Source organism: Nostoc sp. DedSLP04 (genome assembly GCF_034530775.1).
GTDB lineage: Bacteria > Cyanobacteriota > Cyanobacteriia > Cyanobacteriales > Nostocaceae > Nostoc.
Map to the genome: position 1 here is coordinate 48,903 of NZ_JAVRCL010000024.1, position 20,940 is coordinate 69,842.

The following is a 20,940-nucleotide window of genomic DNA, read 5'->3' on the forward strand; positions in this document are numbered from 1 at the left end:
AAACTACTAGCTCGGAATTTTGAAATTGAATCCTTTACTAATACCAATTCAATTAATGATTGCAACACATTTTTGGGTAAAGACGCGACGCCAGTCGCTACAACGGGGAGCCACTGCGGTCTTCTCCCAAGGGGAGACGCCAAGGGCGATGGGGTTTCCCCAAGTGGAGCAAGTGGCGTGGGAACCCCCGCAACGCGCTGGCTTATGAATCGCGTCTCTACAAATGGTCTATTTGTTGCATTCTTTTTTCCAATTGGTATAACAACTCTCGGCTATTTAGATAGACGAGTCATTTCAAACAATTGTTGGGCATTACTTCCTAGAAAAGCATCGAAAAGTACCTGCTTTCCAGATTCCATTTCTACTAGATAGCGCTGGGCAATTTCATAATAGGCGTAAGTCCAAGGAATCTGAATTTCTGCACCACTGTTATCATCTAATACTGTCACTATTTCGGTGACTGCTTGAGTCGCAGTTTGCCGCAAACCACAAGCAATATTTCCCTCTATCTCTGCTTTCATTGGTACACCCAGGTTAGCTAAAGCACTGGCGGTGGTATCAATATCTGGATATTCTGGAGTATTTTGGCCGTTGACGTAGCCTGTAAAGTGGTTGACAGCATATCCATGCAGCAACACCCAAGCCCCATACTGAGTAACCTGATTCACCTCTTCGACAACAGAACGCTGGGGAGGTAGCCAAGGACGGGTGAAGACTTGTTGGAGTTGTTTGGCGATAATTTCCAAGTCCGCATCTTTTTGTAGAAGAGTAAGGGGTGAGATGAGTTTGTCTGGGATTGAAGATACTGTTTTAGAGATGAGTTGAGCAATATTATTAGGCAATTCTTCGACAATTAACTCGCTGATAAACAGCTTGGGTAAATTAAATTCCTCTTGCTGCGGATGATGATAATGACGGGCGTACAAATGAGTTTGAGCAAAAGTATACTCTCCAGCCGCCACATAACCCAAAGCTTCTGCAAGTTGTGCGAGATAGTCAATTCCTAAGTTAAGTTTACCTTGTGGAGTATCTACTAATAAACGCAATGACCGAAAGGCGATGTGGTCGTTGGCGACAGTCCCACCCGCAGCAGTAATCATTTGCTGGTAGGTACGAGCATGATTTACCCTAGCGCTGTATTCTTGCCAAAGTAATTTCCATAAATTAAGGGCTATTTTATTTGTCATTTGTCATTTGTCATTTGTCGTTGGACATTAAGCACTGGTTATTTCTTTTTTGTTCTTCCTAATATTTTAAGAGCTTAAAATCTCGCTGATAATCTGAAGGGCAGTTTGAATTTGGTTGCTGTCGATAACTAAAGGGGGACAGAAACGAATTGCTGCTTTACCGCAACCTAGCAATAATAAACCGCGTAAAAAAGCTTCTTGAATAATGCGATCGCGCAATTTATAATCGAGATTACCCTGTTCATCTAATAAATTTACCGCTACCATCAAACCTTTACCTCGTGGTGGTGATACTCTGGGAAATCTTTGATGCAACTCGGTAAGACTAGCTTGTAAGAATTCTCCCATCTGGGTAGCGTTGGTCATTAAACCACTTTCTAGCAGTCGCAATGTGGCAATACCAGCAGCACAAGCTACGGGATTACCGCCAAATGTAGTAGCGTGAGAACCAGGAGGCCAAGTCATTAACTCTGGTCTAGCAAGTATCGCTCCTAACGGCATACCACTGGCGATACCTTTAGCAGTAGTAATGATATCAGGCATCACATTCCAATGCTCGATCGCAAATAAGCGACCAGTCCGCCCCATTCCTGCTTGTACTTCATCCACTACCATCAGAATACCGTGGCGATCGCATATCTCCCGAATTCGCTGCAAGAAACCATCTTCGGGTACGATATATCCACCTTCTCCTTGAATCGGTTCGACGACGATCGCCGCTACTTCTTGCGGTGGTAAAATCGTCGTAAATAGCTGTTGTTCCAAGTAATCTAAGCTAGCGTGAGTGCCATAAGCGATATGAGTTACCCCAGGAACTAAAGGCCCAAAGTTAGCTCGCTGCACTGCTTTGGAACCAGTCAGAGACATTGCCCCATAAGTGCGTCCGTGAAATGCACCTAAGAAGGCTACGATTAGCGATCGCTTGGTGTAATATCGAGCTAGTTTGATGGCTCCTTCGTTCGATTCTGCCCCGGAATTGGTAAAAAATATCTTTGCAGGAAACCCAGCATTACCTTGTAGATGGGGAAAGGGAGCGCGAATTGCTAATTGTTCCGCTAGTTCCACCATCGGCTCATAATAGAAATCTGTCCCTGACATGTGCAACAGCCGCGCCGACTGTTCTTGAATTGCTTTGACAACTTCTGGATGAGCGTGTCCGGTAGCGGTGACAGCAATACCTGCGGTCATATCCAGAAATACATTGCCATCCACATCTTCTACCATACAGCCCTGACCGCGAGATACAACTAACGGATAATCGCGGGTGTAAGAAGGAGAAGTTACGGCGCGATCGCGTTGTACAATTGCTTGAGCGCGAGGCCCAGGTAAGGAAGTTACTAAACGGGGTATAAGAGGTAAATTTAGGTTAATAGGAATACTTAACATAATTTTTTCTATTTTTTAAAGATTACTGATGATTAAACGCTAAAGCTTGATTGCTGACAGTAGCATTTGATTCTATTACTGTAAGAATTACGCATTTACCGAAAAAGCTTTATAGTAAAGATTTTCGTATTTTGTAAGACTTTGCCCGTGTTTATAACACAACTTCTGCGATCGCGTCATATTACATTTTTTGAAGCAAGCATAACAGCTGTACAAGCTACAGAACATTTATTGAGAGAACCTGTATTACATCCACAGGAGAATTGCTGTATGCAAAAATTAATATAACTTTCTGAGATAATCAACGAATGACTTGGGCATCTGGACAAAAGTTACACCGCGATCGGTATGAAATTAAGCAACAGTTAGGACAGGGGAACTTCGCTATTACTTATCTTGCTGAGGATCGGGATGGCAAGAATGTTGTGATTAAAACATTGGATTCCAATTTGCTCAATCAATTAAGTAACGAAGACCGCGATCGCTTAAAATCAGGTTTTGCAGATGAATCCCGTAAACTAGCAATATGCAAACATCCGAATATTGTTCAAGTCATTGATACCTTCGAGTCAGGTGATTTAAAATGCATGGTCATGGAGTATATTCAAGGAGATAATTTAGCCAATATTGTCCAACCGCGAGGATTTCTCCCAGCAAAAGAGGCTCTAGATTATATCCAACAAATTGGGAAAGCACTCATTGCAGTTCATAAACAAGGATTTTTACATCGAGATGTGAAACCTGAAAATATCATTTTGCGGTCGGGTACGCATCAGGTTGTTTTGATAAACTTCGACTTAGCACGAAGATTCGTTGATAACCCAGTATCAAGTCGCGGTAACTTAGTTGACAAATTTACACCAATTGAACTGTATTCCAACTCTCCTAGACAACAGGCGCGGCGTAAACCTTGGACTGATATTTATTCTCTTGCGGCAACTTTATATTTTTTATTAACAGGAAAACTGCCAGAAAGTGCTATTGAGCGCCAAGATAACAATAAGCGTTTAATTCCACCTAACGAATTGAATGATAAGATTAGCGATCGCGTCAATCAAGCCATTCTCCACGCAATGGAACTACAACCCGACAATCGTCCCGAAACAGTAGAAGACTGGTTAAAAGAATTAGGTTTAAACACAGCAAGTCTTTCTCTTCCCAAACTTCTTTGGGCACAACCTCTGTGGGCACGTATATTAGAGATTATGGGTGTATTAGCATTATTCGCAGCCTTGATATCAGGAGTCAAAGACGGCACAGATTTATTCAAAGATTGGTTCCCAGACAAATCAGCACCTACCAATCCCCTAACACAACAAACGCCATCATCTTCTGCTAGACCACAAAATAGGTAATAGGCTAGACTTACGCAAAAGTTAGTTTTAGAGTTGCATTAGCTGCTTTTGCAACTCCAAAAGTTAGTTTTCAAGTCACATTAGTTGCTTTTGCGACTCCAAAAGTTGGTTTTCAAGTCACATTAGTTACTTTTGCGACTCCAAAAGTTGGTTTTCAAGTCACATTAGTTGCTTTTGCGACTCCAAAAGTTGGTTTTCAAGTCACATTAGTTGCTTTTACAACTCCGATAGTTAGTTCAGCAGTAGCCAGAACACCTCAATCTTCTTCTCTGCGCCGGTCACTGAGCGTAGTCGAAGTGCTGCGTGAGCTTATTCAGCAACACCAACCACGAGAACTCACAAAAAGCGTGTCACAATCAACATTAGCCATTTATAAATCTGGGCGTATGTTCTGGCAAGACGGACAGCTAATATACAACGGCAAATACAAAATAGAAAAATACTTGGGTGGTGGTGGTTTTGCACTTACCTACCAAGCAATGCATACCAAGCTAAACCGCCGAGTCGTCATCAAAACCCCCAACATCAGCGTCCAACGAGATCCAGATTATCCCAAATATGTTGAACGCTTCAAAAAAGAAGCACAGATGCTAGCAATGTGTTGTACAGACCCACATCCCCATATTGTGCAAGTATTCGACTTTTTTGTTGAAGAAGATGGTCGCTACTGTTTAGAAATGCAATATATAGCAGGCGAGAGTTTATTGGAATATGTGCAACGCCAAGGGAAATTACCCGAAACTGAAGCTGTAAGATACATCCGCCAAATGGGTTTAGCTTTGGTAGAGGTACATAAAAAAGGAGTTTTTCATCTCGATGTCACTCCCCCCAATATTATGCTCAACTTTAATTCAGAGATTCCTAACTCAGGCAAAGCAGTATTAATTGACTTTGGTATTGCCGGCGATATGTCCCCACCGAGTACATTGTCTAGGTCTTTTGGTAACAGGGTATTTGCGCCCTATGAGTTAACATGCAAAGGGATTCGTCACTCAACAGTTGATATCTACTGCTTGGCTGGATCATTGTACTATGCCATCACTGGACAACGCCCTACCAATTCCTTTGACCGCAAGTATGAGCAAGAGGAATTAGTACCACCAAAGCAACTTGTCCCTAGTCTTAGTGATGCTGTAAATGAAGCGATTCTGCAAGGCATGGCATTAGAGGCAAAAGATCGACCTCAGACAATGGAAGAGTGGTTGAATTTTCTCTCCTCCTCGCAAGCTAATCTAACAGAAGTGATATTAGCTTCAGATGTAGGGGTAAATTACCAAAATCTAGAAAATTTACTCAAAGCGGGTCAATGGAAAGCAGCAAACCAAGAAACCATCAGAGTCATGCTGAAAGTAGCCAAAAGAGAACAGCAAGGCTGGCTTAATTATGAATCCATTGAAAATTTTCCCTGCACAGATTTACGCACAATTGACCAATTGTGGGTAAAATACAGCAATGGTCATTTTGGCTTTAGCGTACAAAAACGTATTTGGCTAGAATGCGGTGGCAAAGTAGATTATGAAACGGAGTGTCTTTTGGGCGATCGCTTAGGCTGGCGCAAATTTGAAGGCTGGTTAGAAGAATATGAATACAACTATTCGCTAGACTCTACCCAGGGGCATCTCCCCGCGGTTAGAATACAACTATTCGCTAGACTCTACCCAGGGGCATCTCCCCGCCATTCTATGTTTTTTGGCTTTCGCTTTTGGCTTTCGCTTAGGCAAGGCTGGCAACAAATTCTTCTCTCGCGTCCAGACTTGTAAATTGTAATGTATAAAGGTTTACGAAATTTGTAAAACTTTGTAAACAAGATATATTCCACGAAGCCTTGTGGGTTTTAGCTTTTCGTTATCTGGCACTGTTTAAATAAGCGAGGTACTCAGGCGCACGCTTTGCAAACACAAAAAGCCGCAATCAATATTAGATTAGGATATAAATTGAATACCCAGTTTTTCAACCATGTAAATACAGGGGTAATAATGACTATTAAAGAACAAATTAACCAAGAACTAGAAAAATTACCCGAACCCTTATTGCAGGAAATTTTAGACTTTGTACAATTTTTGCAAGTCAAATATGAAAAAAATAGTCTATCTTCATACACCCAACCTGCTCAAACGGTTACAACAGAGCATACCTTAACAGGTTCTACTGCTGAAGATTTATTAGAATTTGTCGGTAGTTGGGAAGGTTCAGATATTAGAGAATGCCTACAACTAGTTCATGACAGTCGGATACCTCTAGAATTTTAATTATGTATCTACTAGATACTAATCACTGTTCTTTCTTGATGGAAGGTGTACCTAGCGTTGTAAATCACTTGCGATCGCTTGGTCAGGTACAATTAGCAACCAGTGTTATTGTTGCTGGTGAGTTGCACTTTATGGCACAAAACTCACATTAAAAAGCTGCTAATTTAATAAAAATTAGTGCATTTCTCAAACGAATTAATTTATACGGGATCGACAAAGAAACAACAGAAATCTACGGTGATTTTAAATCAGAAATTATCAAGCAATTCGGCCCAAAAGAAAAAAATAAACGTAAAACAACCAAACTAAATACCATAGGCATTAGTGAAAATGACCTCTGGATAGGTGCTACAGTTTTACGTCATTCATTGACTCTTGTTTCATCTGATAGCGACTTTGAGTGAATGCGACAAGTCAGAGAAATTTCTTGGGAAAGTTGGATGTAAATTAAGCAGGGTAAAAAAACATCTAATTTACACCTACTCAATTAATGCAAAAACTTCTCCACACATCTTACAAATATTTCCACACCCATTGCCAACGCCGTACTTGTAGAAAATATTCCCCATTTCCCATTCCCTATCCCCTATCCCCTCTATGGGAACCACCAACTTCCTCTATCGCTGTAAAACTGAAACCGTGCAAAGCCAAGAAATTGACCGTGAGATTTTTCACCTACAGGGAATGCAGTAACACCCAATAAGTAAACACCAGAAAAGCTGGGATTACTTACAGGGCGGAGGGCGATGGTAATTGTCTGTCCTGGAGTTACAGGTGGATCAAAGATTACAGAAACAGTGCGTATCTTGCTCTCGTTGATGACTGAACCTAGTTGCAGTTGCGTTTCTTTGCGATCGCGTGTGCCGACAAATGCACGGGTATCATCAAGATTGTAGCGGATGTATTCTGACCCCTCTTTTTGGGCGATCGTTACCTTCTGGAGGGATTCTCCAGCATTTTCCGGCACATTGATGGTGAAATAGTAAGTTGCGCTCAAAACATTAACATCTTTGTAAGTAGTTATCGCTTCAACAAGTTTTGGCGGTTGGACGAAATAGACTAAGCCATCTCTAAGCTGCACAGCTTGAGCCACCGGCAGCGTAACTTCTCCAATGCCAATTGTTAACGAGAGTGTTATTCCAAACAAAGTTGTAAGGCGCATAATTCAGATATAAAAAAACGCACTTATTCTTATTCTAGTTCCTTGGGAATCAATGACTGAGGAACGATCGAAGCTTGTTTTTCCCCAAAGGAAGATTTTGTATACCACCAAGCCCAAGCAATTAAAACGGCTTGAAGGGGAAGCCTAACTACGTGTACCCAAGGTGAATTTGGTATATGTTCAATCTTAATCAGATTAGCCGCCATGTAAATATTGGCAGGGTAAACAGCAATAAAAAGAGCAAGAAGTCCCCAAGCAGCAGCTTGACTTACAGGCGGAACTAATAACCCGATGCCACCCAAAATTTCATAAAAGCCACTGAGATAAACTAATCCTAAAGGATAAGGTAGTTGTGGCGGCACGATTTTGACATATTCTTGTGGAACAAGAAAGTGTGTTACTCCAACCACAATGATAGATATAGCAAGGATGACACGTAATGTTTCCTTATGCTTATTCATGGTTTTTGCCTCTTTATATACTTGCCCTATTACTTCAGTTTGACTGATGGATGTTAATCTGCATTGAGTCAATAGGAGTAAAAATCGACAAAATTTTCCCAAGTACTTACCAAAACAATGCTGAGTAAAAAAGCAATAATTGCACTCAGCACGGGCTAAACCTAGCTATCCGCTAACGGAACTCACAACTGGGCTACTCCTGAAAAAAGTGATTGCAACTATAAATAAAACTGATGCACCGGACTGTACTAAAGGATTTATTAACTATGTCACGGCTCGGTTAGTAAAGCAAAACCACATTTTTATCAAAATTTTTTTAATTACGCTTGCATTTTTAACTACTCTTGTATTAGTATAACTACGACAGCGCAAAACAGTAATATTTGCTGCTTAACAATACTTTTGCCAAAATAGCCTAAGACAAGCGCTTGCTTGAATATGAGGCAGAAACTAGAATCTGCACTAAGATGTACACGACAGTTAAAAATACTTCTGTAAAACCATACAGAACAAAATTTTCATGACGGAATTTTTTGTTACATGGCAAAAAGGAGCATTTAAAATCTTAGGTTTGTTCGATGTCAAGGCTCATAATTTGGCGAAGGTATTGTTAATTGTGCGTAATTTTTTCCAAATCAAATTGGATTGCTATAGATTCACTTTGACTAAACAATCAAAACTTTGGAGGAAAACAATGACAGCTACAACAACCACTAATGCTAATAATCTATACAATGTACAAAATCAGTGGGGTGGTGCATCTGCTCCGTGGAATCCTGGTGGAGTATGGGTAATTGGAGCTAGAGCAGATCAGCGCATTGTCGAACTCAAAGTTTCATCAAGTGACAACGGCAAAACACTTAATGGAACTACGACTTATGCTGGTGAAGGCCCCATCGGTTTTAAGGCTACCTTAACTGGAAGCGACAACTACAACGTAGAAAACCAGTGGGGAGGCTCATCTGCTCCGTGGAATCCTGGCGGGACTTGGGTACTTGGCGCTCGATCAAATCAAAATGTTGTTGCGATCGATATTACATCGAGCGACGGCGGTAAAACCCTGACTGGAACTATCACTTATGCTGGTGAAGGCCCCATCGGTTTTAAGAGTGCTGCTGTTGATGGCCGTGTCTATAATGTGGAAAACCAATGGGGAGGCTCATCTGCTCCGTGGAATCCTGGTGGGACTTGGGTACTTGGCTCTCGATCGAATCAAAATGTTGTTGCGATCGATATTACATCGAACGATGGCGGTAAAACCCTGACTGGAACTATCACTTATGCTGGTGAAGGCCCCATCGGCTTTAAAGGTAACATTGTCGCCGGCAACAACTACACAGTAGAAAACCAGTGGGGTGGTAATACAGCACCCTGGAATCCTGGTGGGACTTGGATAATCGGTGCTCGTGTGGGACAGAATGTAGTAGCGCTCAATGTCACATCTAATGATGGTGGGAAGACCCTAACTGGAACCACGACATATTCTGGTGAAGGCCCTATCGGCTTCCGATCGCACCAAATCTAAAAAGGCGATCGCCCTATATAGGTTTTCGGTTAAGTAGGTACTGAACCGCACCCCTAACCCCCTGCTCGCTGTTTCGTGGCAGGGGGTTATGATGTAACTATAGGGTAACTCAGCACTCAGCACAGGCTAAACCTTAGCTATCCGCTAACAACACTCCTGAAGCTAAATCTAATTTTTCTCGAACTATTCTCTCATCTCTAAAGCCGACCAACACAGCTTTTCCATCTTTGACGAAAAGTGGACGTTTGAGCAGCATCGCATCGTGAGTGAATGCATCAACCCACTGTTCATCAGCCCAAGTCTTCTTTTCATCTCCTAAAGCGCGGTAGGATTGACCAGAGGTGTTTCGCATGGGAGCAAAACCCAAAGACTTTACCCAGTTTTGAATCATCTCACGAGTCGGCGGAGTATCTTTGGTGTTGATAAATTCATGGTCAATGTTGTTGTGTTGGAGCCACGTCAAAGCTTTTTTGCAAGTGCTGCAATTGGGAATTCCGTAGACTTGAATAGACATAAAATAATTAAGCAACAATCTCCATATATGACATAGTAGGTGGAACTTCTGCTATCAATGCTCTTGTCGTAGAGTCTCTACGACAGAAATTTAAGAGTAGCGATCGCTTTTAGCAATCGGTAATTCCAAGTATGGAACTGGTTGATCCATAATTCGAGGATTCTGAAATACCAAGGAATAGTTTTACTAAAACTTTTATCCATAAAAAATATGAGCGATGCCTTTAACCGACTTGCACCCTTCATCCAAGAATATATTTATCATCACCAGTGGACTGAATTACGACCAGTTCAAATTGCCGCTTGTCAAGTTATATTTGACACTGATGCTCACTTGCTAGTTACTGCTGCAACTGCTGCTGGTAAAACAGAAGCAGCTTTTTTACCAGTTTTGACTCTATTACATGAAAACCCTGCTGCCACAATTGGCGCATTATATATTAGTCCAATCAAAGCTTTAATTAACGATCAATTTGAGCGTCTCAACGACTTACTCAAAGAAGCAGATATTCCAGTTTGGCACTGGCATGGCGATGTTTCCCAAACTAGAAAAAACAAGCTTTTAAAGAATCCTCAAGGGATTCTGCAAATTACTCCAGAATCTCTGGAAAGTTTGCTAATTAATAAAAATAACGACTTACTTCGCTTATTTGGTGATTTAAAATTTATTATCATTGATGAAATTCACGCCTTTATGGGTTCAGAACGCGGTTGTCAAATTATTTGCCAATTACAACGTTTAGCAAAGTTGACGCAAAAACAACCGCGTCGTATTGGTTTATCGGCAACTCTTGGGGATTACTCAATAGCAGAAAATTGGTTGCGATCGGGAACAGATAAGCCAGTAATTACACCAAAAATTGATCGTATAAAACGCCAGATAAAACTAGCTGTAGAACATTTTTATATTACTGATGAAATAGATGAATCAGAAGCAACAGCAGATGAACAATATATTTTCAACCTCAGCAAGTCTCGCAAATGCCTGATATTTGCTAATAATCGCACACGTACCGAATCTGTAATTGCATCTTTGCGACAAATTGCCACAGAACAAGGACTACCAGATATATATCATGTGCATCATGGGAGTATATCTGCTAGCTTACGGCAAGCTGCTGAAAATGCGATGCGTGAACCCAACAATCCAGCCGTTACCGCCGCCACTCTAACTCTAGAATTAGGCATAGATATCGGTCATTTAGAGCGAGTGATTCAGTTAGAATCACCCTTGTCTGTAGCTAGCTTTTTACAGCGCTTGGGACGAAGTGGTAGAAGAGGAGAAGCTGCTGATATGCGTTTTGTCTGTGCTGAAGATAAGCCACTAGCAGAAGCTTCTCTACCAGAACAAATACCCTGGCAACTTTTGCAATGTATTGCTATTATTCAACTTTATTTAGAGGAACAATGGATTGAACCAATTAGACCAATTAAATATCCTTTGAGTTTGCTCTATCACCAAACCATGAGTATTTTAACAGCAGCAGGGGAAATTTCAGCTAATGCTCTAGCTAAACAAATTTTTAGTCTACCCCCCTTTAATGCTCTTTTAAAAGAAGATTTTCAATTATTACTACGCTATTTAATTGATATTGGTCATATTCAGCAGACTGAACAAGGTAAATTAATCCTGGATTTGGCAGGAGAAAAGGTGGTGAGAAAATTTCAGTTTTATGCTGTCTTTGCTGAACAGCAAGAATATATTGTTAAGCAAGGTACAACAGAAATTGGCAGTATTGTCACACCGCTTCCTGTTGGTAATCAATTTGCTTTAGCTGGCAGAAGTTGGGAAGTCGTAGAAGTTGACTTCAAGAAGAAGGCTATTTTTGTTAAACAAGCTGAGGGTAAATCTAGTATTTATTGGCGTGGTGGTGGTGGGACTATTCATACCAAAGTTTTGCAACGAATGCAGCAAGTATTATTTGAGAATATCCAGTATAGTTACTTACAAAAAAATGCTTGGAACCGGTTATGTCAAGTTCGCCAAATGGCGCAGCAAGTTGGATTAGATAAGCAGAATATTTTGCAATTAGAAAAAGGTAAATGCTGTATTTTTCCTTGGATGGGTACGGTTGCTTATCGCACCTTAGAAAGATTACTCAACTCATACTGTCGCGAATCGTTGGAAATTACAAGTATTGGCGGAGTAAATCCCTATTATTTGACAATTAAATTAGGCAAGGATAAATTGAAATATCTTTATCGTGAAGTTACTTCATTATGTGAACAAAGAATTATTCCAGAAGATTTAGTCAGTAGCTCAGAAGCACCGGAAATTCAAAAATATGATGGTTTTATTCCTCATTCACTTTTACGAAAAGCTTTTGCTACTGATTATTTGGATATGAATGAACTCAAAAAACAAGTGGCATTGTGGGAAGAATAAAAATATAATTCGGAACTCTTTAAAAGCAGCTATTTTTTAATTAACTTTTGGAGCGATCGCAAATCATAATTTAAGATTTTTCCAGTCTTCAAAAGTTTTAAATTGGAATTTGAATCCAGAATTCTGTGCCTTTTCCTGGTTCTGATAGACAATTCAAAATTCCACCATGTTTTTCTACTATAATTTGGTAGCTAATTGATAGTCCTAAACCTGTTCCCTTACCTACCTGTTTTGTGGTGAAAAATGGATCGAATAACCGCTTTTTAATATCTTCTACCATTCCTAATCCGTTGTCAGCAATTCGGATGACAACAAATTTACTCTCTAAAATTTCAGTACGAATTACAATTTGCGGTTTATAATTTGTTTTTATTTTGACCATTGACTCTTCTAAAGCATCGATCGCATTAGTTAAAATATTCATAAACACTTGATTTAACTGGCCAGCATAACAATCAACTAAAGGCAAATTACCATATTCTTTCACTATAGATATATCCAAGCCAATTCCGTTATTTTTCCAACGGTGATGCAAAATTAATAAGGTATTTTCAATTCCTTCGTGAATGTCAACTAATTTTTTATCTGCTTCATCATGGCGAGAAAAATTTCGCAATCCTAAAACAATTTCACGAATACGATTAGTACCCATATTCATCGATGATAGAAGTTGAGAAAGGTCACTAGTAAGAAATTCCAAATCAATTTTTTTAGCGAAATTTTCAATTTCTACTTCCGGATGGGGATAATGTTGCTGATAAAGGTGCAAAAGAGTTAACATCTCTTGAAAGTATTCATTAGCAAAGGTTAAGTTACCATGAATAAAATTAACTGGATTGTTGATTTCATGAGCAACTCCAGCGACTAATTGCCCTAAGCTAGACATTTTTTCGTTTTGGATCAGTTGAGATTGAGTTTGTTGCAATTTATGCAAGGTTTCGGTGAGTTTTTCAGCTTGGGTTTGAGCTTCTAAAGTAGCAGTGCGACTTTGGGTATAAAGTTGTGCATGATCGATAGCGATCGCTAGTTGATCGCAAACAGCTTGTAACAGGTTAATTTCACTGTTAGTCCAAATGCGATCGCCACTACAATGACTGCACACAATTGCTCCAATTTCTCCAGAATTACTTTTAACTGGTAGCATTAGTTGAGATGTGATGCCAAACTCAGTTAAAAGTTCTTGTATATCATAATCAAGTTGTGATTTACTATTAATATTTTCGATGCAGATTAGCTCTTGAGAGAGAAGATTTTGAGTTAAAAAATTGCTTTTTTGCAGTGGAATACTGCCTAACATACTTGTTAAGTTAGGGTTTCGTGCTTCATAGGTAATAGTTAGGCTTGCTTGGGATGGGTGCGGTAAATAAGAAAGAAAGTAGCAACGGTCAATTTGTAATAAGCTGCGAATTTCATTCACAGCAGTTTCTAGGATCATATCTAGGTCAAGAGAACTGCGAATTTGACTAGCTAGACGCAGTAACAAAGCTTCCCGACGGCTGAGGAGTTCTTCTCGTGCCCAGATTCGGTCAATAGCCACAGCAATATTATTAGCAATCCAATTTAATAGATTATGAGTTGGTTCGGTAAATAATTGTTTGCTAAATAAAGCCATTATACCGATTATTTGCTGCTCTACTATTAAGGGATAAGCAGAAAATCGAGAAATTGAGAATGTAGATTCTATAAGCTTTTCTGAATGATTAACAGATAATTCTTGGTTAAAAATAGCTTGATGGTTTTGAATCATTAAGCCAATAATATTATTGACTAAAGCAATATGTTCTGGGAAATCTTGGGTATCGTTCAAAGCACTACAAGTAATCTCTGTGCAATGAACGCCAGCTTGCAATTGTAGCTGGTTTGTCTGGCGTTCAAATGTCCAGATACAAACGAAGCCGATATCAAGGTATTGGGAAATAGTATTTGTACAATTTTGCAGAATTTCTGGAAGCGTGCCACTTTGAGATAAAGCTAAACTGACTTCTGCACTCAAAACTGACAAGCGCGATCGCTCCAATAAAGCTAACTCTGAAAGCTTACGCTGTGTAATATCTGTACGAATTGATACATATTGATAGGGCTTTCCATCTTGTCCCAACATTGGGGCGATCAAAGTATCAACCCAATAAAAAGTTCCATCCTTGGCTTTATTTTGAATTTCTCCTTTCCAGATTTTTCCTTGGGCAATAGTTTTCCATAAACTTGCAAAAAATTCTTTTGTGTGATATCCAGAATTGATAATCCGATGATCTTGCCCTAAAAGTTCTTCTGAAGAATATTTAGAAACTTCACAAAATAGGTCATTGACATAGGTTATTTTTCCAGTTATATCAGTAATAGCTACCAGTGAATGAGCATTTAAGGCAAATCTAAAAGCTTCTAATTCTTTGATAGATTTTTGTAGAGCTATCTCATTCTCTTTATTAAGAGTTATGTCACGAGCTACTGCATAAATCAATTGTTCTTCACTGAAAGCAGTCGCATTCCATGACAGCCATTTGTAAGAACCATCCTGACAAAGATAGCGGTTTTCAAAGCTGACTGCATCTACAGATTGTGCAATTTTTTCAGCTGCAACAATAGTGGATTCACGGTCTTCAGGATGAACAAATTCGATAAAGGGTTGAGCAACAAGTTCCTGAATTGACCAACCTAGTATTTTTGTCCATACCGGATTTAAATACTTAAAATAACCATCAAAGTTAGCAATACACAATAAATCTAGAGAAAGTGAGAAAAAGCGAGAGTATTTTTCTTCAAATTGTTTGAACTCATATTTAACTAGTTTCATCAGCTTTTTAGGTATGAATCTTTTTTGAAAAATGTTAAATAAGTTAATATATGTTTTATTGAAGTTGAATGATCATTTTCATGTAATATATCAACCTAGAGACTTACCTAATGTCAATTCTAAGCAAGACTGTTGAGCTGACCAATAAAAACGTAATTAACTTGATGTAGAGCCAATAAGTATCTAGTAGTTTCTACTGAGTAAACTAGCTAGCTATCGAGTTAATTCTCTACTGAATAAAGTTTTCCCTAAAAAGCTGTAAAGTAAACATTTAGATTTAAAATTTAAAATAAGAAGTGTTACGTAAACTGAATTAATCAGAATTTTTATTTGTAATTGTCCTTAAATAGCTAAGGCATTAGTACCACAAAGCGTAATTCGTAGTTAAGAATTCAATTACGAATTATAAATTACGTTAAGCGTTAGCGAAAGCGTTGCGGTAGCGAGTATTCAAGCGTCCGCAGGGGCGTCATTACAAATTATTTTTAAGCAATACTCCCGCGCTTTCTGGCTTCTTTGTAGGAAGTTCCCACGTTTTTCAAACCAGCTTTAATCATTTGTTGTTCGAGAAGAGCAAAGAAACGCGCTTTATCGCCACCTTTTACCACTGCTTGATTGTGCGCTTCGGCGATCGCTACAGGGTAGCCATATCCTTTTTGCACTTGTGCTAACATCAGTCCCAGTGCTTGGTCTAACATGGTTGCATTCTCGGCTACCCATACCGGAACTTCGATTCGGGCGATTTCGGTGCCAACGTGGACGTAGCAAAAGTAAATTGTTTGATCGCCATAAAGTTCGAGAATAGGAGAATTACTGCGCCACAGAGTACTGCGTTGTCCTGGTTTGAGTCGGGTTGACCAAACAGAAGTATCTCGCAACTGTTCAAAAATTTTACAAGCTACTTTTTCTAACTGATTTGGGCAATAAGTTTTACAGTCTGGCACTGGATGGGGACAAGCTAATAACCGTAAAAAGTTCATTGTTTCGATGCTGCGAGAGGCGCTAAGATAGCCCATTAAAGGAATTTGAGCATCACGCATCTGCTGCCAAGCTTCTAGGATGGGGGGTAAAATGCGATCGCGTGCATCCATCGGCAACTGTTCTAAAAACCAGTAAATTAGCGAACCATCTACCATCGCTAGCGCTGGCGTTTCCGCTTGTGCTGCATCACACGCAAGTTCTGCTAACACCGTTGTTTCGGAAGCAGTGCGGCGAAAACTCATCCATTCCTCGGTTCTAATTCCCCATTGCCGAGACATATATAAATCTTCTGGACGATAAAATACTTCTGGTAAACTATCGAGTAGCGGATGGCGATTTTGTCCGTAGTGCAAGACGACTCTGCCAATATTTAGCAGATAACAGTAAGCAATTTCATGATGGTTGGGGGCAATTTGAGAACCATCGGTAGCGATGACAGTATGAATTTTTGGGGGAACTGGGATATCGATGCAGGTTTCTAGCGGCTCAATTGGGGTAGCATTAGCAAAGAGAATGCGATCGCGCCATTTTTCCTGGCGATCGATTAAATCTTGTTGACACTCGTAAGCATTTTTTAAATGTTGTTGTGCCAGTTCTAAACGCTGACGACTAGCAGCAGCTTCTAAGGTAAGATGCTGACTTAAACCCTGCATTTGTCGCGCCAGTTTTGTTAGGTCAAGCATAAAAGTAAGTGCGAAGTGAGGAGTGAATACTTGTGAGTTATTATTTCACCTAAATTGACAAAATACATATGTGATTTATATAAATACGTCAGAAATTAAATATGCATTATTCAAAATCTTTATAGAGACGTAGCACTGCTACATCTCTTTTTGACTAGATATTTAATATATTAAAGCCAAGCTGAGAAATCTTTGGCAAACTGAGAAAGTGATAACAACTGAATTCGCGGATCGTTTTGAGCAGCTTCTCGTTCTACTTGGGTATTATAGCCCCAGTCTGCAAGAAAAAGTTTCACATCTTCAAGGTCTGCTTGCTGTTGGACTAATTGTAATGTCTTGAGTCTATCTTCTACAAACCAGAGACTAACAGATTTGTCTTCTGATGACTGAATTAATTCTCGCAAAATTTCATATTTGGGACGCTTAACTTCTTTCCCAAAGATTGATTCTGGTGGTAAATTTACTCCTTCTTGTTGTAACAACTGCTGTACAAAACGCCCTTCTTTAGTTGTCACAATGTATAGCTTAACTCCACTGTCGATAGTTAATTTGATTTTTTCTACTACAGCCGGATAAAATCTATGCAGACTCAGCCAACCACTTAAATCCGTGGTAATCCATTCATCTCGTTGGTTATCTAGTTTTACACCAATTTCTCTTGCTTGAAGCCGATCGTTTAACAAAATTTGTGGGGCAATGCTCCCCCATTCATGAAGAATCTTTTCGTCAGAAATTCCATCTATCAAGGCTTTAATTAAAATGGGCATTTCCCAACCTGTTTCAATAACAGGTCTTAGTCGATAGAATCTTAAAGCCAAATCATCTGGCGGTGTGTCGTTAGCAGAAGACCAAATTTCACAGTAGGTACGCCATGCTACCTCAAAATATTCAATTAATCCGTCGCAAATCACTCCATCAAAGTCCAGGGCTAAAATTTGGGGACTACTTGTGGTCATTGGTTTGAGAATAAAACTGCTGTTGTCAGCTTACCCGACAAATTTAAATCATGCAGTAATTTTTGTTAGTCTTTTATAATTCATAAATTTGCTGAAAAACTGTGGTGGCATTGTAAAATTTGATTTGTTAATGGTAGGTTAACGAGGATCTACAGCAGGTTTGCGATCGACTAAACGAATTTGATTTTGCTTGACTACTACGGTGATTAGTGGTAGAGAGCGTTTAGCTGGCCCACGAACAACTCGGCCTTGAGAATCGTATTGAGATCCATGACTTGGACAAATAAAGTGATTCTTCTCAAGATCCCACTTGACTGTACATCCTAAATGGGTACAGATTGGACTGATAGCGTACTCAGCAATCTGTGGCCCGTTTTGAATAATCAGATAATTTTACCATTAGTAGAATAATCTTCCATGATGATTGGATTTAGCCACAAAGGTCTACTAATATACTACGGTGCGATCGCATTAATATTAATATACATTTGTGTTTACTGTGGGTTGATTTTCATAAAATTAGTTTTTTAAGAGTTGCGCCTAAACTGTAATTTTTAATTATTATTTATTTCTGGAGTAGGAGGTTATTTATAAACCTCAGAGCTAAACTATAACCTCAGATATGCTCCTTAAAAAAAAATTCTTCAAAATATCTTCTCAAACTCTCTCCAGAGAAAGAACTCTTTATGTCTTTAATTTTTTAAGCTGTTGTTAGTCGAGTTCCATTTTTGAATAACTGAAAGCGCCATGAGTGATAAAAATCAAGAAAATCAAATTAATCAACCAGTAGGCGAAGATCGGGATTCTCGTGAAAAGCCAGATGTGAACGAAAGAAACTTAACCGCGAATCCAGGAGATAGAATTTCTGATAAGCCTCAATCAGTTGAAGAGAAGGCTAAACAGGCAGCTGTTGATGATGTACCAGATATTACAGGCGACAAAATCACAGTACCAACTTACTTCGTTGTGGATGAACCTGATGGTGAAAAAAAGGCACTCCACCACGTTAAAGATGCTGAAGAAATTTCCGACATGATTCGGGAAGCACGAGTTGACGAAAATGGAAATCGAGTTTGGTGGTAGTTGTCTATTAAATACGCACAGACGCAGAGAAGTTATCAAATACTCTCTGCTTCTTTGCGTCTCGCGCTGACCACGTTTTGTTTGGTCAAGTTAGTCTTGCTTGATTTCGTTTTGCTCATCTACTGTTTCTCCAAGTGGATCAATTATTTTCCCCTCAAATTTTGCACCTAAACCGAGTCCTAATTCAATTTTAGTAATCGTTTCCAATTCAGCTTCTAACTGCTCGATTGTTGGCAAATTACCTTGCAAAGCCTCTGGCAAAATATCTTTTAGCTGATACACAGAGACACCAATTGGCTTATGCATATCTCGGAGAGAATATTCGGCAATTACCTTATTTTTACTCTTGCATAGAATCATTCCAATAGTAGGCTGATCGTCTGGGTGTCTCAATAAATCATCCACCGCGCTAACATAGAAATTCATCTTGCCGGAATACTTTGGCTTGAACTCTTCAACTTTCAGGTCAATCACTACATAGCAGCGTAAACGCAAGTGGTAAAACAATAAATCGATATAAAAATCTTCACCCCCAACTTCAAGATGGTATTGACTACCTACAAAAGCAAAACCAACTCCTAACTCTATTAAAAAATCGCGGATGTGTTTGATTAAAGCACGTTCCAAATCACGTTCCAGAAAATCTTCTCCTAAATTGAGAAAATCAAAAGTGTAGGGATCTTTCAACAATTGCTGTGCTAATTCTGATTGTGCTTGAGGTAAAGTGCGGTTAAAGTTGGTGGTTGCTTTACCCTGACGATGATACAACTTGCTTTCAATCTGGTGAACTAAAATATTCCGACTCCATCCATGCTGGATAGTTTGTTGTACATACCACAAGCGTTCTGTTTGGTCTTTAACAGTATCCAAAATCCGAACATTATGACCCCAGGCAATTAATGCAACAACTTGTTGCACTAATTGCTCATCTGGATAAGCTTCGGCAAATGCTCGCATATATTTAAGGTTGCGAAGCGAAAAGCCTTTCATTTCTGGAAAAGCTTTCTGCAAGTCAATTGATAACTTTTGCGCCCCAACCCTGCTGCTGTTGACGATTCAGAATATCTCGCCCAATTTGCCAGTAGAGTAATAGTAATTCTTTATTGACTGCAACTGCGACTCGTAACTGAGCGCTAGAAATTCGCGTTTTTAGTTCGTTAAAAAACCTTCATAACCAAACGATCGCAGATGCACTCTTTTGTGAAGTTTCGGATTTATCGTCTCTAGGCATAAAAAAGAATTAGTGCTACTTTTATTCTGCCACCATCACACCAAATTCTGGTATCAGATACAGATACAGCAGAATTTAGAAGTAAAACACTCTTTCTATCTGGGTAATAGACTTAGTTTGTGTACTTCACCAACTTGAAACCTACTGTATACAAGTATCCAGCATTATGGCAGTATTTTTGCTGTATCGGTTAAACAGGATGTGAGTGGAATTTGCCAGAATTTACGCAAGAGCGATCGCCACAACTTCAATATTTTTTTATTAAAAACCTTTTTTAGCCCCGAAAAATTAAAGGTTCTAAGAAGTCGTCACTTGTACCTTTGACATCAGAGTGTATAGCCTGAATAATATTTTTACGTAAAAATCCATACTTATATAAGACTCATATTTGATTTTTGCTAAATATACTGAGAGCAAAACCCGATCGGGCTTGCTCTCAGTTAGCTTGGCTTTTAAAAATCAAATGTGATTGTTATATAAACTGGTATTAATAGGGTTGCATTATGCATTTCTCGAATTCAAGAATCAGTTTAAAAACTCGTCAAAAAAACAATAAAATAGGTACATTTATTTTGACTCATAGCAACATTTTACTGCTGACTGGATATATAATCACTCTACCAATTGGTACATTGATAATTTTATCCTTATTATTACCCTTATTCAGTGCTAGCTTATTCGCTTCCATTGGAAACTCGTATCACTCTACATCGATTCCTTGGATAGATAATGCATCTGAATGCGAACATACTGGCAGAAATTGGAGCGATCGCAAGTGTTGGGATAATGAACACAATCCCATGTTTTGAATGGTGATTGCAAAAAAGCGTAGGCGCAACCCGCACTTCGGCTGCGCTCAGTGACCGTCGTAGACATCGCTCTCATCCATGCCACTGAGTAAATTCCGATCTAACTCGCCAATTGCAAAATAATCATCATTAATATGCAATTATCGCATCAATACGGATTTACTATAGCTTCACAGATGCGA

19 protein-coding genes and 1 pseudogene are annotated in these 20,940 nt (G+C 39.3%); 9 read left to right on the top strand and 11 right to left on the bottom strand.

Going from position 1 to position 20,940, the window contains the following annotated elements; all coding sequences use genetic code 11:
- Window positions 1–55: 55 nt before the first annotated feature.
- Window positions 56–208 (top strand): hypothetical protein, encoded by a 153-nt coding sequence (locus RMX89_RS15730; protein WP_322689548.1) that lies wholly within the window; start codon window positions 56–58, stop codon window positions 206–208.
- Window positions 209–272: 64 nt separating this feature from the next.
- Here the strand turns inward: RMX89_RS15730 and RMX89_RS15735 are convergent, their stop codons facing one another.
- Both RMX89_RS15735 and RMX89_RS15740 read right to left on the bottom strand, forming a co-directional pair.
- The gene (locus RMX89_RS15735) at window positions 273–1,187 is read right to left on the bottom strand and encodes a DUF1338 domain-containing protein (protein ID WP_322672130.1); all 915 of its coding nucleotides are present in this window, start codon (window positions 1,185–1,187) and stop codon (window positions 273–275) included.
- Between the two features lie 66 nt (window positions 1,188–1,253).
- Window positions 1,254–2,573 carry an acetyl ornithine aminotransferase family protein gene (locus RMX89_RS15740; RefSeq protein WP_322689549.1) on the bottom strand — a complete coding sequence of 440 codons (1,320 nt, stop codon included), beginning with the start codon at window positions 2,571–2,573 and terminating at the stop codon, window positions 1,254–1,256.
- 308 nt (window positions 2,574–2,881) lie between these two features.
- On the opposite strand from RMX89_RS15740, the gene RMX89_RS15745 reads away from it, so the two are divergent.
- The 4 genes from RMX89_RS15745 to RMX89_RS15760 all read left to right on the top strand — a co-directional run bounded on the left by RMX89_RS15745 (window position 2,882) and on the right by RMX89_RS15760 (window position 6,329).
- Entirely contained in the window at window positions 2,882–3,928 is a 1,047-nt protein-coding gene (locus tag RMX89_RS15745) for a serine/threonine-protein kinase (protein WP_322689550.1), read from the top strand.
- A 296-nt stretch (window positions 3,929–4,224) separates the two neighbouring features.
- Entirely contained in the window at window positions 4,225–5,688 is a 1,464-nt protein-coding gene (locus RMX89_RS15750; RefSeq protein WP_322689551.1) for a serine/threonine-protein kinase, read from the top strand.
- Window positions 5,689–5,904: 216 nt separating this feature from the next.
- Window positions 5,905–6,177, top strand: coding sequence for a DUF2281 domain-containing protein (locus RMX89_RS15755; RefSeq protein ID WP_322689552.1), 273 nt, complete (start codon window positions 5,905–5,907; stop codon window positions 6,175–6,177).
- A gap of 2 nt (window positions 6,178–6,179) precedes the next feature.
- Window positions 6,180–6,329 (top strand): type II toxin-antitoxin system VapC family toxin, encoded by a 150-nt coding sequence (locus RMX89_RS15760; protein WP_322689553.1) that lies wholly within the window; start codon window positions 6,180–6,182, stop codon window positions 6,327–6,329.
- Between the two features lie 443 nt (window positions 6,330–6,772).
- On the opposite strand, the gene RMX89_RS15765 is transcribed toward RMX89_RS15760, so the two are convergent.
- A complete protein-coding gene (locus RMX89_RS15765; RefSeq protein WP_322689554.1) occupies window positions 6,773–7,339 on the bottom strand; it encodes a DUF2808 domain-containing protein in 567 nt (188 codons plus the stop codon).
- Window positions 7,340–7,368: 29 nt separating this feature from the next.
- Window positions 7,369–7,800 (bottom strand): DoxX family protein, encoded by a 432-nt coding sequence (locus tag RMX89_RS15770; RefSeq protein WP_322672138.1) that lies wholly within the window; start codon window positions 7,798–7,800, stop codon window positions 7,369–7,371.
- A gap of 694 nt (window positions 7,801–8,494) precedes the next feature.
- On the opposite strand from RMX89_RS15770, the gene RMX89_RS15775 reads away from it, so the two are divergent.
- Window positions 8,495–9,325: a lectin ESA-2 gene (locus RMX89_RS15775; protein WP_322672139.1), complete on the top strand. Its 831-nt coding sequence runs from the start codon at window positions 8,495–8,497 to the stop codon at window positions 9,323–9,325.
- A 133-nt stretch (window positions 9,326–9,458) separates the two neighbouring features.
- On the opposite strand, the gene RMX89_RS15780 is transcribed toward RMX89_RS15775, so the two are convergent.
- Entirely contained in the window at window positions 9,459–9,839 is a 381-nt protein-coding gene (locus RMX89_RS15780) for a Spx/MgsR family RNA polymerase-binding regulatory protein (protein WP_322689555.1), read from the bottom strand.
- 210 nt (window positions 9,840–10,049) lie between these two features.
- Between RMX89_RS15780 and RMX89_RS15785 the strand changes: the two genes are divergently transcribed.
- Window positions 10,050–12,224, top strand: a complete 2,175-nt coding sequence (locus RMX89_RS15785; protein ID WP_322689556.1) for a DEAD/DEAH box helicase — start codon at window positions 10,050–10,052, stop codon at window positions 12,222–12,224.
- A gap of 97 nt (window positions 12,225–12,321) precedes the next feature.
- On the opposite strand, the gene RMX89_RS15790 is transcribed toward RMX89_RS15785, so the two are convergent.
- From RMX89_RS15790 to RMX89_RS15805, 4 genes are all read right to left on the bottom strand, one after another.
- Window positions 12,322–15,015 (bottom strand): PAS domain S-box protein, encoded by a 2,694-nt coding sequence (locus RMX89_RS15790; RefSeq protein ID WP_322689557.1) that lies wholly within the window; start codon window positions 15,013–15,015, stop codon window positions 12,322–12,324.
- A gap of 485 nt (window positions 15,016–15,500) precedes the next feature.
- Window positions 15,501–16,679 (bottom strand): DNA double-strand break repair nuclease NurA, encoded by a 1,179-nt coding sequence (locus RMX89_RS15795; RefSeq protein ID WP_322689558.1) that lies wholly within the window; start codon window positions 16,677–16,679, stop codon window positions 15,501–15,503.
- 170 nt (window positions 16,680–16,849) lie between these two features.
- Entirely contained in the window at window positions 16,850–17,635 is a 786-nt protein-coding gene (locus tag RMX89_RS15800) for an HAD family hydrolase (protein ID WP_322689559.1), read from the bottom strand.
- Window positions 17,636–17,773: 138 nt separating this feature from the next.
- Window positions 17,774–18,022 (bottom strand): Rieske 2Fe-2S domain-containing protein, encoded by a 249-nt coding sequence (locus RMX89_RS15805; RefSeq protein WP_322689582.1) that lies wholly within the window; start codon window positions 18,020–18,022, stop codon window positions 17,774–17,776.
- A 360-nt stretch (window positions 18,023–18,382) separates the two neighbouring features.
- Here RMX89_RS15805 and RMX89_RS15810 point away from each other — a divergent pair, with 360 nt between their 5' ends.
- On the top strand, window positions 18,383–18,718 hold the full coding sequence (locus tag RMX89_RS15810) for a hypothetical protein (protein ID WP_322672145.1): 336 nt from the start codon (window positions 18,383–18,385) through the stop codon (window positions 18,716–18,718).
- A gap of 90 nt (window positions 18,719–18,808) precedes the next feature.
- Here the strand turns inward: RMX89_RS15810 and RMX89_RS15815 are convergent, their stop codons facing one another.
- Together RMX89_RS15815 and RMX89_RS34520 are read right to left on the bottom strand one after the other, a co-directional pair.
- Window positions 18,809–19,558, bottom strand: coding sequence for a PDDEXK nuclease domain-containing protein (locus tag RMX89_RS15815; RefSeq protein ID WP_416211986.1), 750 nt, complete (start codon window positions 19,556–19,558; stop codon window positions 18,809–18,811).
- A pseudogene (locus RMX89_RS34520) lies at window positions 19,535–19,859 on the bottom strand (DUF1016 N-terminal domain-containing protein); the annotation flags it as partial. The gene RMX89_RS15815 and the pseudogene RMX89_RS34520, both read right to left, overlap by 24 nt.
- A gap of 662 nt (window positions 19,860–20,521) precedes the next feature.
- Between RMX89_RS34520 and RMX89_RS15825 the strand changes: the two are divergent.
- A complete protein-coding gene (locus RMX89_RS15825; RefSeq protein WP_322689561.1) occupies window positions 20,522–20,758 on the top strand; it encodes a hypothetical protein in 237 nt (78 codons plus the stop codon).
- The last annotated feature ends 182 nt before the right edge of the window (window positions 20,759–20,940 follow it).

What these genes read in the sequence shown, in the direction of transcription:
- RMX89_RS15810 (WP_322672145.1), top strand. Translation starts at nt 18,383, where the DNA reads ATGAGTGATAAAAATCAAGAAAATCAAATTAATCAACCAGTAGGCGAA.
- RMX89_RS15740 (WP_322689549.1), bottom strand. Translation starts at nt 2,573, where the DNA reads ATGTTAAGTATTCCTATTAACCTAAATTTACCTCTTATACCCCGTTTA.
- RMX89_RS15745 (WP_322689550.1), top strand. Translation starts at nt 2,882, where the DNA reads ATGACTTGGGCATCTGGACAAAAGTTACACCGCGATCGGTATGAAATT.
- RMX89_RS15780 (WP_322689555.1), bottom strand. Translation starts at nt 9,839, where the DNA reads ATGTCTATTCAAGTCTACGGAATTCCCAATTGCAGCACTTGCAAAAAA.
- RMX89_RS15765 (WP_322689554.1), bottom strand. Translation starts at nt 7,339, where the DNA reads ATGCGCCTTACAACTTTGTTTGGAATAACACTCTCGTTAACAATTGGC.
- RMX89_RS15795 (WP_322689558.1), bottom strand. Translation starts at nt 16,679, where the DNA reads ATGCTTGACCTAACAAAACTGGCGCGACAAATGCAGGGTTTAAGTCAG.
- RMX89_RS15770 (WP_322672138.1), bottom strand. Translation starts at nt 7,800, where the DNA reads ATGAATAAGCATAAGGAAACATTACGTGTCATCCTTGCTATATCTATC.
- RMX89_RS15730 (WP_322689548.1), top strand. Translation starts at nt 56, where the DNA reads ATGATTGCAACACATTTTTGGGTAAAGACGCGACGCCAGTCGCTACAA.
- RMX89_RS15775 (WP_322672139.1), top strand. Translation starts at nt 8,495, where the DNA reads ATGACAGCTACAACAACCACTAATGCTAATAATCTATACAATGTACAA.
- RMX89_RS15755 (WP_322689552.1), top strand. Translation starts at nt 5,905, where the DNA reads ATGACTATTAAAGAACAAATTAACCAAGAACTAGAAAAATTACCCGAA.
- RMX89_RS15785 (WP_322689556.1), top strand. Translation starts at nt 10,050, where the DNA reads ATGAGCGATGCCTTTAACCGACTTGCACCCTTCATCCAAGAATATATT.
- RMX89_RS15760 (WP_322689553.1), top strand. Translation starts at nt 6,180, where the DNA reads ATGTATCTACTAGATACTAATCACTGTTCTTTCTTGATGGAAGGTGTA.
- RMX89_RS15790 (WP_322689557.1), bottom strand. Translation starts at nt 15,015, where the DNA reads ATGAAACTAGTTAAATATGAGTTCAAACAATTTGAAGAAAAATACTCT.
- RMX89_RS15735 (WP_322672130.1), bottom strand. Translation starts at nt 1,187, where the DNA reads ATGACAAATAAAATAGCCCTTAATTTATGGAAATTACTTTGGCAAGAA.
- RMX89_RS15800 (WP_322689559.1), bottom strand. Translation starts at nt 17,635, where the DNA reads ATGACCACAAGTAGTCCCCAAATTTTAGCCCTGGACTTTGATGGAGTG.